The organism is Pseudomonas sp. CBZ-4, from assembly GCF_000346755.1.
Lineage (GTDB): Bacteria > Pseudomonadota > Gammaproteobacteria > Pseudomonadales > Pseudomonadaceae > Aquipseudomonas.
The window spans coordinates 41,387-57,300 of the sequence record NZ_ANNV01000120.1 but is presented as its reverse complement, the minus strand read 5'-3'; the positions used below and the strand labels follow the sequence as shown (position 1 = coordinate 57,300).

Sequence of the window (15,914 nt, the reverse complement as noted above, 5' to 3'; positions counted from 1 at the left end):
CCGCTATCGCAGGCAAGCCAGCTCCCACACAAGCCAGCTCCCACCGAGGCCGAGGTACCCCTGACAGACCTCACCGCGATTAACCCCAGCGTTTACAGCGCAATTTGCTCTAAAGGCCCTACAGTTATTCCGGTCATCCCTTCCTATACTGCGACTTGAGGTCGCACAGATATCCGGGACCTTTCAGGCCAATTGGCCCGTGGGCGCTCCGATGGGGGGCGATGGTAATAACGACAGGAGTGACTGGCATGATCCATCACGTCGTGGGGCTATTTACCCATCCCGACCAGGAATGGCGGGAAATCCGTGGCGATAAAGAAGAAAGCATCGGCCACATGTACCTCACTCATACGCTGATTCTTGCGGCGATCCCCGCCGTATCAGCCTTTATCGGCACCACCCAGGTCGGCTGGGTCATCGGCAACCGCGCGCCGGTGATGCTGACCCAGGAAAGCGCCTTGTGGATGACCCTGATGTCCTACGCCGCCATGCTCGGCGGCGTGGCGGTGATGGGCGCGTTCATCCACTGGATGGCCCGTACCTACGACGCCAACCCGAGCATGCGGCGCTGCGTGGCGTTCGCCACCTACACCGCGACACCATTGTTTATCGGCGGGCTGGCCGCGCTGTATCCGCATATGTGGCTGGGCATGGTGGTGGGCACGGCGGCGATTTGCTACACGGTGTACCTGCTGTATGTGGGGCTGCCGACCTTCATGAACATCGACCCCGACGAGGGTTTCCTGTTTTCCAGTTCGGTGCTGGCCGTAGGGCTGGTCGTGCTGGTGGCAATCATGGCGTTTACCGTGATTGTCTGGGGCCTGGGCGTAGGGCCGATCTACACCAGTTGAGCGCGTTCAAACCCTGGGCAAGGCCACCGCAAGGTGGCTTTGTGCGTTATGTGCGACCATTCGGCGCCTGACAGATTCGGAAACACTCGCCTTTGCGGCATACTGGGCGTCTCTGGAGATAGGTACAGCATGCCCGAGCAGCTCAACACCCGCGTCGAAGATTGTTTCCAACAAGCCGAATCCTTTTTCAAACGAAGCTTCAAACGCCCCCAGGTCAGCCTCAAGCTGCGGGGCCAGAAGGCCGGTGTCGCGCATTTGCACGAGAACCTGCTGCGCTTCAACCCCCAGTTGTACCGCGAAAACAGCCAACATTTCCTGAAACAGACCGTGGCCCATGAAGTGGCGCATTTGATTGCCCACCAACTGTTTGGCGAGCGTATCCAGCCCCATGGCGAGGAATGGCAGCTGATCATGCGCGGGGTCTACGAACTGCCACCGGACCGTTGCCATACCTATGCGGTGAAACGGCGCCAGGTGATGCGGTACATCTACCGCTGCCCGTGTGCGGACAGTGATTTTCCGTTTTCGGCGCAGCGCCATGGGTTGGTGGCACAGGGGCGGCGGTATTTGTGTCGGCGGTGTCGGCAGACCCTGGTGTTCACTGGGGAGACTCGGGTGGAGTGAGGGCCTCATCGCAGGCAAGCCAGCTCCCACATGGGATCGGCGGCGCGGTCAAAATGTGGGAGCTGGCTTGCCTGCGATAGCGCCAGCCCAGACGCTACCCAACCACCCTGGACCGCCGCAGCTCGTCAATTCGCTGAGCACTCATACCCAACTCCACCAACACCTCGTCACTGTGCGCCCCCACCGCCACCCCAATATGCCGAGGCGCCGGCAAACCCTGCGAGAACTTCAACGGACACGCCAGTTGCGCCTGGCTCGAACCATCACCCCGAGGCACCTGGCTGACCAACGCCCGCGCTTTCAACTGGGGATGCTCCACCGCCTCACTCAAACTCAGCACCGGTTCGACACAAGCATCCACTTCGGCGAACAACGCGCAAAGCTCGTCAAAACTGCGTTTCTCGAACTCAACCTGCAACGCCTGTTTCAGGGCCTTTTGCTGCTCGGGCTTGGGCGACAACCCTTGCGCCGCCAACTCAGGCCGCCCCAGCGTTTCGCACAGTTGCTGCATAAACGCCGGCTCCAGACTGCCGACCGACATCCACCGCCCATCCCGCGTGCGGTAATAGTCATAAAAACTGCCGCCATTGAGCACATGGCTCTCCCTCCCAGGCTCAACCCCACACGCCAGGTAACCCGCAGCGGCCATGGCATTCAGGCTGAACGAACAGTCAGTCATGCTTACATCCAGGTATTGGCCGACGCCACTGTGCTGCCGGGCGATCACCGCCGCCAGCAACCCCACCACCGCATGCAACGAGCCACCGCCCACATCCGCCAATTGCACGCCCAGGGGCAACGGCCCGCTGTCCTCACGCCCGGTGTAGCTGGCCACACCGGCCAGCGCCAGGTAGTTGATATCGTGCCCGGCGCGGTCCTTGTAGGGGCCGGTCTGGCCGTAGCCGGTGATCGACACATAAATAAGCTTTGGGTTGATCGCCTTCAACGCCTCGTAACCCAAACCCAGCCGCTCCATCACCCCAGGGCGAAACTGCTCAAGCACAATGTCGTACTCCTTGACCAACGCGCGCACGATCTCCAACGCTTCGGCCTGCTTGAGGTCCAGCGCCAGACTGCGTTTATTGCGATTGAGGTAGGCATGGCTCGCCGACGTGCCCCGGTCATGGGGCGGCAACACCCGCAGCAGGTCCATGCGCGTGGGCGATTCGATGCGCAAGACCTCGGCGCCCATGTCCGCGAGCAGCAAGGACGCAAACGGGCCAGGCAGCAAGGTGGAGAAATCCAGCACTTTGAGGGACGCCAGGGGACCTGTCATGGGCACTCCAATTCCGTTTCGATTGCCCACAGACTAGGCAGCCTTGGTCCTACGGGCAATCGTCAGAACGATCAGCGACAGTGACCGTTTTGATCACGGCGGGCTTTTTCCTGGCGACGGCTTTATCATTGGCCCACGTTTGCTTGCCGAGTGTTCCATGAAGTTTGCGATTGCCGTGTTTTCCGCCGCTCACGCGCCCTCCTCGCGCCGCGCCCTGCTGTTCGCCCAGGCGGCGCTGGCTGGCGGGCACGAGATTGTGCGGCTGTTTTTCTATCAGGATGGCGTGTACAGCGCATCCAACAACATTGTCGCGCCCCAGGATGAGCAAGACATCGCGCGCCAATGGCGTGAGTTCGTCAGCCTGCACCAGCTCGACGGCGTCGTGTGCATTGCCGCCGCCTTGCGTCGCGGCGTGCTTAATCATGAAGAAGCCTCGCGTTATCAGCGCAGCGCGGTGAACCTCGAAGCCCCGTGGGCGTTGTCGGGCCTGGGGCAGTTGCACGATGCGGCCCAGGCCGCCGACCGCCTGATCTGTTTTGGAGGGCCGTGACATGTCCAAATCCCTATTGGTGATCAGCCGCCAGGCGCCGTGGTCCGGCCCCGGTGCGCGGGAAGCCCTGGATATCGTGCTGGCCGGCGGTGCCTTTGATTTGCCGATTGGCTTGCTGTTCATGGATGACGGCGTGTTTCAGCTCGCACCGCACCAGAACGCCAAGGCCGTGCAACAAAAGGACCTGAGTGCCAACCTGCAGGCATTGGGGCTGTTTGGCATCGACGATGTCTTTGTCTGCCGCCACAGCATGGCCGTGCGTGGCTTGACGCCGCCCACCGAGGCGCAACCGTTGAGCAACGAGGCTATTTCCCAATTGATTGACCGTTACGACCAGGTGATTACCCTCTGATGTCGACTTTACATGTGGTGTCTCACTCGCCGTTTTCCGACAGTCGCCTCGACAGTTGCCTGCGCATCTGCGGCGCCGACGACGCGATCCTGCTGTGCGGCGACGGCGCCTACGGGCTGCACGCCCCCGCCCTGCACACCAAGGGCGTGAAGGTATTTGTGCTGGCCGAAGACATGCAGGCGCGCAACCTGCCCTTACCGGACTGGGCCGACAGCGTGGACTATCCCGGTTTCGTGCAACTGTCCCTCGATTACGACAAGGTCAACAGCTGGCTATGAACACCTTGACCGTAGGTGAACGCACCCTCGAATTGGACAAGGACGGTTACCTGATCAACCTGGACGACTGGTCCGCCGAGGTCGCCAACGCCTTGGCCGCCGCAGAAGCCCTGGAGCTGACGCCCGACCACTGGCAGATCCTCGACCTGCTGCGCGGCTTCTACGCCGAATTCCAGCTATCCCCGGCCACGCGTCCGCTGATCAAGTACACCGCGTTGAAGCTCGGCCCGGAAAAGGGCAACAGCCTGCACCTCAACAAACTGTTCAACGGCACTCCCGCCAAACTCGCCGCCAAGCTGGCGGGCCTGCCCAGGCCGACGAATTGCTTATGACCGACTTTGCTCCCCTGACCCTCGAAACCCCCGCCGAACACCCGTTTGCGCAGTTCGTGCGCATCCTCGGCAAAGGCAAGCGCGGCGCGCGCAACCTCACCCGCGAGGAAGCCCGTGAAGCCATGGGCATGCTGCTCGACGAAAAGGTCGAAGACACCCAGCTCGGCGCCTTCCTGATGCTGCTGCGCCACAAGGAGGAAAGCCCGGAAGAACTCGCCGGCTTCACCGAAGCCGTGCGCGAACGCCTTGACGCGCCAGCGTTGAATGTGGACGTGGACTGGCCGACCTACGCCGGCAAGAAACGCCACCTGCCGTGGTATCTGCTGGCGGCCAAGTGCCTGGCGCAAAACGGCGTGCGCATCCTTATGCACGGCGGCGGCGCACACACGGCGGGCCGGCTGTACACCGAGCAGTTGCTGGAAGGCTTGCAGATCCCGCTGTGCCGCAATTGGCAGCAGGTCGAAAGCGCTTATGCACACGGCAACCTCGCGTTTATCCCGCTGGGCGACTGGGCGCCGCAGCTGCAACGCATGATCGATTTGCGCAACACCCTGGGCCTGCGCTCGCCGATCCACTCCCTGGCGCGCCTGCTCAACCCGCTGCAGGCCCGCCTGGGCCTGCAAAGCATTTTCCATCCCGGCTACCAGGGCGTGCACCGCGATGCCAGCGGCCTGCTCGGCGACAACGTGATTGTGGTCAAGGGTGACGGCGGCGAGATCGAGATCAACCCCGACAGCGCCAGCCACCTGTACGGCACCACCGGCGGCGCAAGCTGGGACGAAGAGTGGCCCGCCCTCTCCGCCCAGCGCCACGTCAAGCCAGCGACGCTGGAACCCGAGCATTTGAAAGCGCTGTGGCGCGGTGATGCAGAGGACAGCTACCCGCAACTCGCGCTGATCGCCACCATGGCCCTGGCCTTGCGCGGCCTCGGCCACCCACGGGAACAGGCTTTCGCCTTGGCCCAGCAATACTGGGATGCGCGGGATAAATCGATTTAATCGATCATTCATCCGCAGTCTTTGCGCTTTTAAATCGAACCCATCCCTTTAGACTGGGCTCCAATGCTTATTAGCCGAGGAGCCAGTCATGGGTTTGCTGATCGAAGGACACTGGAAAGACCAGTGGTACGAAAGTAGCGCGGACGGCGCATTCCAGCGCGAACAAGCGCAACGCCGTAACTGGGTGACCGCCGACGGCGCGCCCGGCCCAAGCGGCGAAGGCGGCTTCCACGCCGAAGCCGGCCGCTACCACCTGTATGTGTCCCTCGCCTGCCCCTGGGCCCACCGCACGCTGATCCTGCGCAAGCTCAAGGGCCTGGAAAGCCTGATCGACGTGTCCGTGGTCAGTTGGCTGATGCTGGAAAACGGCTGGACCTTCGACAAGGCCCACGGCTCCAGCGGCGACGCCCTCGACGATTTTGCCTTCATGCACCAGCGCTATACCGCTGACACCGCCGACTACACCGGCCGGGTGACGGTGCCTGTGTTGTGGGACAAAAAGCTCAAGCGCATCGTCAGTAATGAATCGGCGGAGATCATCCGCATGTTCAACAGCGCGTTCAACGGGCTGACCGGCAACACTCTGGATTTCTACCCCGAGGCGCTGCGCCCGACCATCGACGCACTGAATGAGCGTATTTACCCGGCCGTGAACAACGGTGTGTACCGCGCAGGTTTTGCCACTTCACAACACGCCTATGAAAGTGCGTTTGATGATGTGTTTGCCGAATTGGATTACCTGGAACAGCACCTGGGTGACCATCGCTACCTGGCGGGTGAATACCTGACCGAAGCGGATGTGCGCCTGTTTACTACGCTGATTCGCTTTGATGCGGTGTATTACGGGCACTTCAAATGCAATTTGCGGCGGATTGCGGATTATCCGAACCTGTCGAATTGGCTACGGGAGTTGTATCAGTGGCCGGGAGTGGCCGAGACGGTGGATTTCGGGCATATCAAGGGGCATTACTATGCCAGTCACCGTACGATCAATCCGACGGGGATTGTGCCTAAAGGCCCGTTGCAAGCATTTGATACCAAGCATGATCGCTTGAAATTGAAGGGCAACGCAGTTTGGAGCTGATCCGGGTTTCTCGCTGGACTTGAAGGCCTCATCGCGGGCAAGCCCGCTCCCACAGTTGGAATGCAATCCCCTGTGGGAGCGGGCTTGCCCGCGATGCTTTTAGGCTTTAGACCTGAGACTGCGCGCCTTCGAACCACTTGAGCTTTTCACGCAACACCACCACCTCACCCACGATCACCAGTGTCGGCGCATGCACTTCATGCTCCGCCACCATGCGCGGCAAGTCGGCCAGGGTGCCGGTAAACACGCGCTGGTTGGACGTGGTGCCTTGCTGGATCAACGCCGCCGGGGTATCGGCTGCGCGTCCATGCTTGATCAGCTGTTCGCAGATGATCGGCAAGCCAATCAACCCCATGTAGAACACCAGGGTCTGGGACGGCCCCACCAGGTCATGCCAGGGCAGGTCCGAAGTCCCGTCCTTCAGATGCCCGGTGATGAAACGCACCGATTGCGCATAGTCGCGGTGGGTCAGCGGGATCCCGGCGTACGCCGCGCAACCACTGGCCGCCGTGATGCCCGGCACGACCTGGAACGGGATGCCATGGGCCGCCAGCTCTTCGATCTCCTCGCCACCACGGCCAAAGATGAACGGATCGCCACCCTTGAGGCGCAGCACGCGCTTGCCTTGCTTGGCCAGGTCCACCAGTTGCTGGTTGATCTGGTCCTGTGGCACGGCATGGTCGGCGCGACGCTTGCCGACGTACACGCGCTCGGCATCGCGGCGGCACAGTTCCAGAATCGCTGGCGCAACGAGGCGGTCGTAGAGCACCACGTCGGCTTGCTGCATCAGGCGCAGTGCGCGGAAGGTCAGCAGATCCGGGTCGCCGGGACCAGCGCCCACCAGGTAGACCTCACCTGGCGCATGGGGCGCCTTGCCGTTGACTTTTTCCACCAGCAAACGCTCGGCTTCGGCGCCCTGCCCGGCCAGTTGGCGATCGGCAATCGGGCCCTGGAACACTTCTTCCCAGAACGCGCGACGCTGCTGCACATACGGGTACAAGCCTTTGACCTGGGCACGAAAGCGCGCCGCCAACCCGGCCAATTGGCCATAAGTGGACGGAATCCAGGTTTCCAGCTTGGCGCGGATCAAGCGTGCCAGCACCGGCGCATCGCCGCCGCTGGACACCGCAATCACCAACGGCGAACGATCGACAATCGCCGGGAAGATCACGCTGCACAAGGCCGGCGCATCGACCACATTGACCGGCACGCACCGACGCTTGGCATCGCTGGACACTTGCGCGTTCAGCGTTTCATCGTCGGTGGCGGCGATGATCAGGGTGCAACCGTCGAGGTCGGCCTCCTGATAACCGCGCAAAATCAGTCCCCCGCCACTGCCCAAGACCAACTCGTTGAGCTGGCTTTCGATCTGGGGAGCAACCACCCGCAGCAACGCACCGGCGTCGGCCAGCAGCCGGGATTTGCGCAAGGCAATCTCCCCGCCACCGACGACCAACACACGACTGCCGCGCAGGTTATGAAACAGCGGCAGAAATTCCATTTAGCCGATGACCTCAACGCCCGCCATGTACGGCTTGAGCACGTCTGGCACACGGATCGAACCGTCCGCCTGCTGGTAGTTTTCCAGCACGGCCACCAGGGTACGGCCTACGGCCAGGCCCGAACCGTTGAGGGTGTGCACCAGTTCCGGCTTGCCGGTTTCCGGGTTGCGGAAACGCGCCTGCATGCGACGGGCCTGGAAATCACCGCAGTTGGAGCACGACGAGATCTCGCGGTACTTGTCCTGGCTCGGCACCCACACTTCGAGGTCGTAGGTCTTCACGGCGCTGAAACCCATGTCGCCGGTGCACAGCGCGAGGACGCGGTACGGCAGCTCCAGCAGTTGCAGGACGCGCTCGGCGTTGGCGGTCAGGCCTTCCAGGGCGTCCATGGAGGTCGACGGCTCGACGATCTGCACCATCTCGACCTTGTCGAACTGGTGCTGGCGGATCATGCCGCGGGTATCGCGGCCCGAGGCACCGGCTTCGCTGCGGAAGCATGGGCTGTGGGCGACGAACTTCAGCGGCAGCTCTTTAGCGTCGAGGATCTCGCCGGCAACGATGTTGGTCAGCGACACTTCGGCCGTCGGGATCAGGTACAGGTCGGCTTCGCCTTCGCGGCTGATCTTGAACAGGTCTTCTTCGAATTTCGGCAGCTGGCTGGTGCCCATCAACGCCGGCGCCTGTACCAGGTACGGCGTGTAGGCTTCTTCGTAGCCGTGCTCGCCGGTGTGCAGGTTGATCATGAACTGCGCCAGGGCGCGGTGCAGGCGGGCCACCGGACCACGCAGCAGGGAGAAACGTGCACCCGACATCTTGGCGGCGGTTTCGAAGTCCAGGCCACCGGTCAATTCGCCCAGGGCGACGTGATCCTTGACCGCGAAATCAAAGGCTTTTGGCGTGCCCCAGCGGCGCACTTCGACGTTACCGTCTTCGTCTTCACCCACCGGCACGGACTCGTGCGGGATGTTGGGGATGCCCAGCAGGATCGAGTCCAGCTCGGACTGGATGCCTTCCAGCTCGACCTTGCCGTCGGACAGCTCAGTGCCCATGCGCTCGACGTCGGCCATCAGCGGCGCGATGTCTTCGCCGCGCTGCTTGGCCTGACCGATGGATTTGGAACGGGCATTACGCTCAGCCTGCAGTGCTTCGGTGCGGGTCTGGACGGTCTTGCGCTGTTCTTCCAGCGCTTCGATGCGCGCAACATCCAGGGCAAAGCCACGGGATGCCAGGCGGTCCGCTACGTCCTGAAGGTTGCTACGTAACAGTTTGGAATCGAGCATGTCGGTCTCTCGTTTATCAAAGTTTGGTCAGGGACAGGCCAGCCCAGGTGGCGAGCAGCCCGCCGAACACGCTGACGCCCAGGTACCCGAAGGCAACCAGGGCTTGCCCGCTTTCCAGCAGGCGCAGCGTATCCAGTGAAAAGGATGAAAAGGTCGTCAGACCGCCTACAAAGCCGACAATCAAGCCGGCGCGAATCTCAATCGGCACTTCCGGGCGCAACAGGAACCAGCCGTACAACAGCCCGATAATCAAGCAGCCCACCAGGTTGACCGCCAGGGTCGCCGCATAAAAATGCTTCGGCCAATGGGCGCTGACCCAGGTACCGGTGGCGAAACGCAATAATGTACCAGCGATGCCGGCTGCGGACACGGCAAGAATCGTCTTGAGCACTACTTTCTCCGCTGTCTGGGGCTGAGTCGATCGAGTTGGGCGAGGTGATTCAGCTTTTCGCCGATTTTCAGCTCCAGGCCACGGGGCACCGGCTGATAGAGCGGCAGCGGTTCCAGCTCATCGGGGAAGTAGTCTTCGCCGGCGGCATAAGCGTCCGGCTCGTCATGGGCGTAGCGGTATTCATCACCGTAGCCCAGCTGTTTCATCAGCTTCGTCGGCGCATTGCGCAGGTGCATCGGCACCTCAAGGGAGCCGTATTCAGCGGCGGCGCGCAAGGCGGACTTGAAGCCCATGTACACCGCATTGCTTTTCGGCGCGCAGGCCAGGTAGGTGATGGCCTGGGCCACGGCCAACTCGCCTTCCGGGCTGCCGAGGCGTTCCTGCACGTCCCATGCCGCCAGGCACAGGCTCAGCGCACGCGGGTCGGCGTTGCCGATGTCTTCGCTGGCCATGCGCACCACGCGACGGGCCAGGTACAACGGGTCGCAACCGCCGTCGATCATGCGCGCAAACCAGTACAGCGCACCGTCGGGGTTGGAGCCACGCACGGATTTGTGCAGCGCCGAGATCTGGTCGTAGAAGGCTTCACCGCCCTTGTCGAAACGCCGGCGGGTGTCACCCAGCAGACTTTGCAGCAGGTCGACGCCGATCTCGCTGCCGTCTTCCGCCAGGTCGGAGGCGTTTTCCAGCAGGTTGAGGAAGCGCCGCCCGTCGCCATCGGCGGCGCTCAGCAGAATCTTGAAGCCTTCCTCACTGACACTCAGCTGGCGCTTGCCCAAGCCCTTGTCTTCGCTCAAGGCGCGGTGCAGCAGCTTTTGCATCGCCACTTCGTCCAGACTCTTGAGCACATAGACCCGCGCCCGCGAGAGCAAGGCGTTGTTCAATTCGAACGACGGGTTTTCGGTGGTGGCGCCGATAAAGATCAGCGTGCCGTCTTCCACATAGGGCAGGAACGCATCCTGCTGTGACTTGTTGAAGCGATGCACTTCGTCGACGAACAGGATGGTGCGCTTGCCGTATTGCCCGGCCTGCTGCTTGGCCACCTCGACCGCCTGGCGGATCTCCTTGACCCCGGCGAGTACCGCCGAGACCGTTTCGAAGTGTGCATCCGAGACTTTCGCCAGCAGGCGCGCCAGGGTGGTTTTACCCACCCCGGGCGGCCCCCAGAAAATCATCGAGTGCAGCGCACCTTGCTCCAGGGCTTCACGCAAAGGCTTGCCGCGAGCGAGCAGGTGCTCCTGGCCGACGTACTCATCCAGGTTGGTCGAGCGCAAGCGCGCGGCCAGGGGCTGGGCAATCGGGTCACTGCGAAACAGGTCCATGGGCAGCGTTTTACTCCTGGATCACGTCGGCACCCTTGGGGATGTCGAACTTGAACGTGGAGGCAGGCACCGGCTGGTTGGCCTTGACCCCGGAGAACAGGATATCGGTGCGTTGGCCGACGCTGTCGATCAGGCGCATGTTGTTGATCACGCCGTTGCCGAACGACAGGGACAGGGTGTCAAACAGCGTGTCCTTGGACTTCGGCTTGAGGGTGAACTCGATCACGTTGCTGGTTTGCCTGGAGGTGATCTCGAAGCTGTCGCTGATCTTCGACACATCGCCCGACAGCAACAGCGCCGGGGTCTGGTTCAGGCGCGGGTCGAGCTTCTTGATGGTCACCTGCTCCAGGTCCGGGTCCCACAGGGTGACCTTCTGGCCGTTGGAGACGATGGTCTGCTCGTTCGGCGCGTCGGTCTTCCAGAAGAACAGGCCAGGGCGCTGCACGGCCATTTCGCCGGCGGTTTCCTGCAACTGGGTGCCGCCGCCGTCCAGGGTCAGCTGGGAGAAGCGCGCGGTCAGGGTCTTGGATTTGTCCAACAGGTTGGTCAGGCTGGCGACGGAGGCCGGGTCGGCGTGGGCCGAAACAGCGGTCAGGGCCAGTGCCGGCAACAACAGCATGCGGATAAGGCGCATGGGAGTCCTCATTGAGTCGTAAGGGCGCGCCGCGTGCTGCCACGCGGCACGGGGTCAGTCGCGCATCTGCCCGGGGGCGATGACTTCGCGCGAGCCGTTGGTGTTCATGGCGGTCACAACGCCAGCCATTTCCATGGCTTCGATCATGCGGGCGGCGCGGTTGTAGCCGATCTTCAGCTTGCGCTGCACCGCAGAAATCGAGGCGCGGCGGCTCTCGAGCACGAAGGCCACGGCTTCGTCGTACAGGGCATCGGTTTCCGCATCGTCGTCACCGCCACCGCCGCCATTCTCGAAGCCGCTGCCGGCTTCTTCGACGCCGTTGAGGATGTCGTCGTTGTATTCAGGTGCTCCGCGCAACTTCCAGGCTTCCACCACGCGGTGCACTTCATCATCGGAAACAAAGGCGCCGTGTACGCGGATCGGCAGGCTGGTGCCTGGTGGCATGTAGAGCATGTCGCCGTGGCCCAGCAGTTGCTCGGCGCCACCCTGGTCGATGATGGTCCGGGAGTCGATCTTGCTCGATACCTGAAACGCCATGCGCGTCGGGATGTTGGCCTTGATCAGACCGGTGATCACATCCACCGACGGACGCTGGGTCGCGAGGATCAAGTGGATACCGGCCGCACGGGCCTTCTGGGCGATACGGGCGATGAGTTCTTCGACCTTCTTGCCGACGATCATCATCATGTCGGCGAATTCGTCCACCACCACCACGATGGTCGGCAGCTTGGTCAGTTTCGGCGCTTCGTCATGAATGCTTTCGCGCTTGTACAACGGGTCATCAATGGTCTCGCCACGATCGTGGGCTTCCTTGATCTTGGCGTTGAAGCCCGCCAGGTTGCGCACGCCCATCTTCGCCATCAGCTTGTAGCGCCGCTCCATCTCGGCCACGCTCCAGCGCAGGGCATTGGCGGCGTCCTTCATGTCGGTGACGACCGGGCACAGCAGGTGCGGGATGCCTTCGTAGATCGACAGTTCCAACATCTTCGGGTCGATCATGATCAGCTTGGCGTCGTCCGGGCCGGACTTGAACAGGATCGACAGGATCATCGCGTTCACGCCCACCGACTTACCGGAACCGGTGGTACCGGCCACCAGCAGGTGGGGCATTTTCGCCAGGTCGGTGATCACCGGCTTGCCGCCGATGTCATGGCCCAGGGCCAGGGTGACCGGCGACTTGAAGTTGTCGTATTCAGGCGTCGACAGCACTTCGGAGAAGCGCACGATCTGGCGGTCTTCGTTGGGAATCTCGATGCCCACGGTGGTCTTGCCGGGGATCACTTCCACAACGCGCACGCTGGTTACGGCCAGAGAGCGGGCCAGGTCTTTCGCCAGGTTGGAGATGCGGCTGACCTTGACGCCCGCAGCCGGCTGGATTTCGTAACGGGTGATGACGGGACCGGGGTGGATTGAGTCCACGGTCACTTCGACGCCGAATTCCTTCAGTTTGATTTCCAGCAGATGGCCGACGGCAGCCAGCGACTCCGGGGAATAGTTGAGTTGTTTCTTTTCGGCCGGGTCGAGAATCGAGATCGGCGGCAAGGTGCCTTCGACGGCGCTGTCGACAAACAGCGGCGCCTGCTTCTCTTTCTGCACACGGGCACTCGGCTCGGGGGCCTTGGGCGGCGCGGGAGCGATCACCGGTGGCACCTGCTTCTCGCGGTCCGACATGTGCTTGCTCAGGGCCTGCTCGCGCTCGATCAGGCGCTCCTTGACCTTGGCCTGCTCACGGCGATCCGGCGTGCTCGGGGCCACCACTTCGTTGACGCGGGTGTCCACTTCACGCAGTTGCGCGACCATGCGCTTGCGGTCGACCCGTGCGGCCCACCAGCGGTTGGCGGCGCCCTGGAACAGCTCCAGCAGGTCGAGGGTGATCTTGCCGGTCACGTCCATCACCTTGAACCACGACAGGTCGGTGAACACGGTCAGGCCGAACAGGAACAGGGCAATGAACATCAGCGTGCTGCCCTGGATGTTCAGGGTCTTGCGCGCCAGGTCGCCCAGGCTTTCGCCCAGCGCACCACCGGCGCCCGCCGGCAGGCCGGTGGGTGCATGGAAATGGATATGGGCCAGGGCCGCGCCGGACAACACCAGGAACACCAGGCCGATCAGGCGCCAGGAGAACAGCCAGCCGCTCCACTGCCACGGTTCGTGGCGCTGGCGGAAGATCTGCCAGGTCTTGATCGCCAGCAGCAAGGGGAAGATATATGCGAAGTAACCCAACACCATGAACAGGATATCGGCGCTGTAGGAACCGGCGGGGCCGCCAAAGTTCTGTACGTCGTCGATCTTGCTGTTGTGGCTCCAGCCTGGATCGTCCTTGCCATAGGTGAGCAAGGCCATCATCAGGAACAGGCACAGGGCGCCGATCGCGATCAGCGCACCTTCCTTGAGGCGGTAGTGCAGGTGCTGGCGCCAGGCCGGCACGACTGCTGCTTTAGGTGTTGCGGCGGATTTCTTCAAAACGGGTCTTTTCCTGCGCTTTTAGCGCGTCCATCTATTGAATGACTGCAACCACTGCCCAATCCGAGCAGCTGAAAAATAAACGAACGTCGTTGATTCTACGTTTAACACTGGGAGAAGAAGCGGTGAAACGGCGATAACGCCACAGTGCCCGCATTGTACGGGTTTGTGCCCCCGTTGCCACGCCCTTGCCCTTCCCCCGGCAGCATAGACAATTCAAGTGTTGCAACATGTTCAATTTGAGCATGCATTGTCTTTGCTGACAAAGGCTTATGGGCTGTTTTTACCAAACAAGGCAAGCTTGGCAAATGGCCTGCATGGTGTAACCCCGGTTACGACCACATCCCCGGCAGAGAGTTGCAGAAACACCCGCTCACGCTAATCCTGACTTGCGCCCGATTCGGGCTGGCCCTGAGGCGCCGCGTCGACAATAATCACCCTCACGCGCGGCACCTGCCGCTCCCCTCCCCTTCCTCAAGCCTGGATGCCATGCTGACCTGGTTGCAACGTGACTCCCTGACCTTCCCGCCGCTGGCCAAGGCCATGCGCGAACCCAATGGCCTGCTGGCCGCCGGTGGCGACCTGTCGGCCGAACGCCTGGTGCAGGCTTACCGCCACGGCTGCTTTCCGTGGTTCTCGGAGGGCCAGCCGATCCTCTGGTGGTCACCCGACCCGCGCACAGTGATTTTCCCCGAAGAACTGCATGTGTCCCGCAGCCTCGGCAAACTGTTGCGCCAACAACGCTATACCGTGACCTTCGACCAGGACTTCGCCGCCGTCATCCAGGCCTGCGCCGCACCTCGTGCCTATGCCGATGGCACCTGGATCACCGAAGGCATCCAGGACGCCTACCTGGCGCTGCACCAGCGCGGTTACGCGCATTCCGTCGAGGTGTGGGACGAGGGCAAGCTGGTGGGCGGGCTCTATGGCCTGGCAATGGGCCAATTGTTCTTTGGCGAATCCATGTTCAGCCGTGCCGACAATGCCTCGAAATTCGGCTTCGCCACCCTGACCCGGCAGTTGCAGGCCTGGGGTTTTGTGCTGATCGACTGCCAGATGCCCAACGATCACCTGCACAGCCTGGGCGCCCGCGCCATCCCGCGCAGTGACTTTGCACAGTACCTGCACGACCATCTGGACCAACCCAATGCCGGACCCTGGGTTTCCTAGGCGACTTTCGCGCACGTGGCTTACACTTGTTTCAAAGCTTACCCCGAGGGTTGATCATGACCGAGTTGGCGCGCTTGAAGTTTTATGCCACTCAAGCCCACTCTTGCAGCTACCTGCCCGACGAGCAGGCCCCCACCCTGTTCCTCGACCCCAGCCAGCCGATGGACGTGCACGTGTACGCCGACCTCTCGGAAATGGGCTTTCGGCGCAGCGGCGACCACCTGTACCGCCCCCATTGCCAGAATTGCAATGCCTGTGTACCGGCGCGCATTCCTGTGGCGCAATTTCTGCCGGACCGTAACCAGAAGCGCATTCTCAAGCGCAATGCCGACCTGACGGTGACCGCCACCAAGCCACGCTACAGCGAAGAATATTTCGACCTTTACCAGCGCTACATCGAACAACGCCACGCTGACGGCGATATGTTTCCGCCCAGCCGCGACCAGTTTTCCACCTTCCTGGTGCGCGACCTGCCCTTCTCGCGCTTCTACGAGTTCCGCCTCGACGGTCGGCTGGTGGCCGTCGCCGTGACCGACCTGCTGCCCAACGGGCTGTCGGCGGTGTACACCTTCTACGAGCCCGCCGAAGAGCGCCGCAGCCTGGGGCGCTTTGCGATCCTGTGGCAAATCGGTGAAGCCCTGCGCCTGGAACTGGAGGCGGTGTACCTGGGTTACTGGATCAAAAACTGCAAAAAGATGAACTACAAGACCCAATATCGCCCCATAGAACTGCTGATTAATCAAAGATGGGTCACGCTTAACTAGAACCCCTTGGCTTAAACACCCTTTTTCGGGCACAATGCACGCC

17 protein-coding genes are annotated in these 15,914 nt (G+C 62.1%); 10 read left to right on the top strand and 7 right to left on the bottom strand.

All coding sequences use genetic code 11. The features are described from left to right. Positions 1-248 precede the first annotated feature (248 nt). Positions 249-851, top strand: a complete 603-nt coding sequence (locus B348_RS0116535) for a Yip1 family protein (RefSeq protein WP_017737181.1) — start codon at positions 249-251, stop codon at positions 849-851. A 129-nt stretch (positions 852-980) separates the two neighbouring features. Further along, complete coding sequence (locus B348_RS0116530) at positions 981-1,475, top strand: SprT family zinc-dependent metalloprotease (protein WP_017737180.1); 495 nt, start codon at positions 981-983, stop codon at positions 1,473-1,475. Positions 1,476-1,569: 94 nt separating this feature from the next. Here B348_RS0116530 and B348_RS0116525 read toward each other — a convergent pair whose 3' ends face one another. Then, positions 1,570-2,751, bottom strand: a complete 1,182-nt coding sequence (locus tag B348_RS0116525; RefSeq protein WP_017737179.1) for a CaiB/BaiF CoA-transferase family protein — start codon at positions 2,749-2,751, stop codon at positions 1,570-1,572. A gap of 157 nt (positions 2,752-2,908) precedes the next feature. On the opposite strand from B348_RS0116525, the gene tusD reads away from it, so the two are divergent. From tusD to B348_RS0116495, 6 genes are all read left to right on the top strand, one after another. Next, positions 2,909-3,301 carry a sulfurtransferase complex subunit TusD gene (gene tusD, locus B348_RS0116520; protein WP_017737178.1) on the top strand — a complete coding sequence of 131 codons (393 nt, stop codon included), beginning with the start codon at positions 2,909-2,911 and terminating at the stop codon, positions 3,299-3,301. A 1-nt stretch (position 3,302) separates the two neighbouring features. Further along, positions 3,303-3,653, top strand: coding sequence for a sulfurtransferase complex subunit TusC (gene tusC / locus B348_RS0116515; protein ID WP_017737177.1), 351 nt, complete (start codon positions 3,303-3,305; stop codon positions 3,651-3,653). After that, positions 3,653-3,931 carry a sulfurtransferase complex subunit TusB gene (tusB, locus tag B348_RS0116510; protein WP_017737176.1) on the top strand — a complete coding sequence of 93 codons (279 nt, stop codon included), beginning with the start codon at positions 3,653-3,655 and terminating at the stop codon, positions 3,929-3,931. The genes tusC and tusB overlap by 1 nt, the downstream gene beginning before the upstream one ends. Then, positions 3,928-4,263, top strand: coding sequence for a TusE/DsrC/DsvC family sulfur relay protein (locus B348_RS0116505; RefSeq protein WP_017737175.1), 336 nt, complete (start codon positions 3,928-3,930; stop codon positions 4,261-4,263). The genes tusB and B348_RS0116505 overlap by 4 nt, the downstream gene beginning before the upstream one ends. Further along, positions 4,260-5,261 (top strand): glycosyl transferase family protein, encoded by a 1,002-nt coding sequence (locus tag B348_RS0116500; protein WP_017737174.1) that lies wholly within the window; start codon positions 4,260-4,262, stop codon positions 5,259-5,261. The genes B348_RS0116505 and B348_RS0116500 overlap by 4 nt, the downstream gene beginning before the upstream one ends. Positions 5,262-5,349: 88 nt before the next feature. Beyond that, entirely contained in the window at positions 5,350-6,345 is a 996-nt protein-coding gene (locus tag B348_RS0116495) for a glutathione S-transferase family protein (RefSeq protein WP_017737173.1), read from the top strand. Between the two features lie 106 nt (positions 6,346-6,451). Here B348_RS0116495 and cysG read toward each other — a convergent pair whose 3' ends face one another. The 6 genes from cysG to B348_RS0116465 are packed head-to-tail and all read right to left on the bottom strand — an operon-like array spanning position 6,452 to position 13,937. Beyond that, entirely contained in the window at positions 6,452-7,846 is a 1,395-nt protein-coding gene (gene cysG, locus B348_RS0116490; RefSeq protein WP_017737172.1) for a siroheme synthase CysG, read from the bottom strand. After that, a complete protein-coding gene (serS, locus tag B348_RS0116485) occupies positions 7,847-9,127 on the bottom strand; it encodes a serine--tRNA ligase (protein WP_017737171.1) in 1,281 nt (426 codons plus the stop codon). Positions 9,128-9,143: 16 nt separating this feature from the next. After that, a complete protein-coding gene (crcB, locus tag B348_RS0116480; protein WP_017737170.1) occupies positions 9,144-9,518 on the bottom strand; it encodes a fluoride efflux transporter CrcB in 375 nt (124 codons plus the stop codon). Continuing rightward, positions 9,518-10,840, bottom strand: coding sequence for a replication-associated recombination protein A (locus B348_RS0116475; protein WP_017737169.1), 1,323 nt, complete (start codon positions 10,838-10,840; stop codon positions 9,518-9,520). Before B348_RS0116475 ends, crcB begins: the two co-directional genes overlap by 1 nt. A gap of 10 nt (positions 10,841-10,850) precedes the next feature. Continuing rightward, positions 10,851-11,474, bottom strand: a complete 624-nt coding sequence (gene lolA / locus B348_RS0116470) for an outer membrane lipoprotein chaperone LolA (RefSeq protein WP_017737168.1) — start codon at positions 11,472-11,474, stop codon at positions 10,851-10,853. 54 nt (positions 11,475-11,528) lie between these two features. Next, positions 11,529-13,937 carry a DNA translocase FtsK gene (locus B348_RS0116465; protein WP_026136830.1) on the bottom strand — a complete coding sequence of 803 codons (2,409 nt, stop codon included), beginning with the start codon at positions 13,935-13,937 and terminating at the stop codon, positions 11,529-11,531. Between the two features lie 489 nt (positions 13,938-14,426). On the opposite strand from B348_RS0116465, the gene aat reads away from it, so the two are divergent. Continuing rightward, on the top strand, positions 14,427-15,107 hold the full coding sequence (aat, locus tag B348_RS0116460) for a leucyl/phenylalanyl-tRNA--protein transferase (RefSeq protein WP_017737166.1): 681 nt from the start codon (positions 14,427-14,429) through the stop codon (positions 15,105-15,107). 56 nt (positions 15,108-15,163) lie between these two features. Continuing rightward, positions 15,164-15,871 carry an arginyltransferase gene (locus B348_RS0116455; RefSeq protein ID WP_017737165.1) on the top strand — a complete coding sequence of 236 codons (708 nt, stop codon included), beginning with the start codon at positions 15,164-15,166 and terminating at the stop codon, positions 15,869-15,871. Positions 15,872-15,914: the final 43 nt, after the last annotated feature.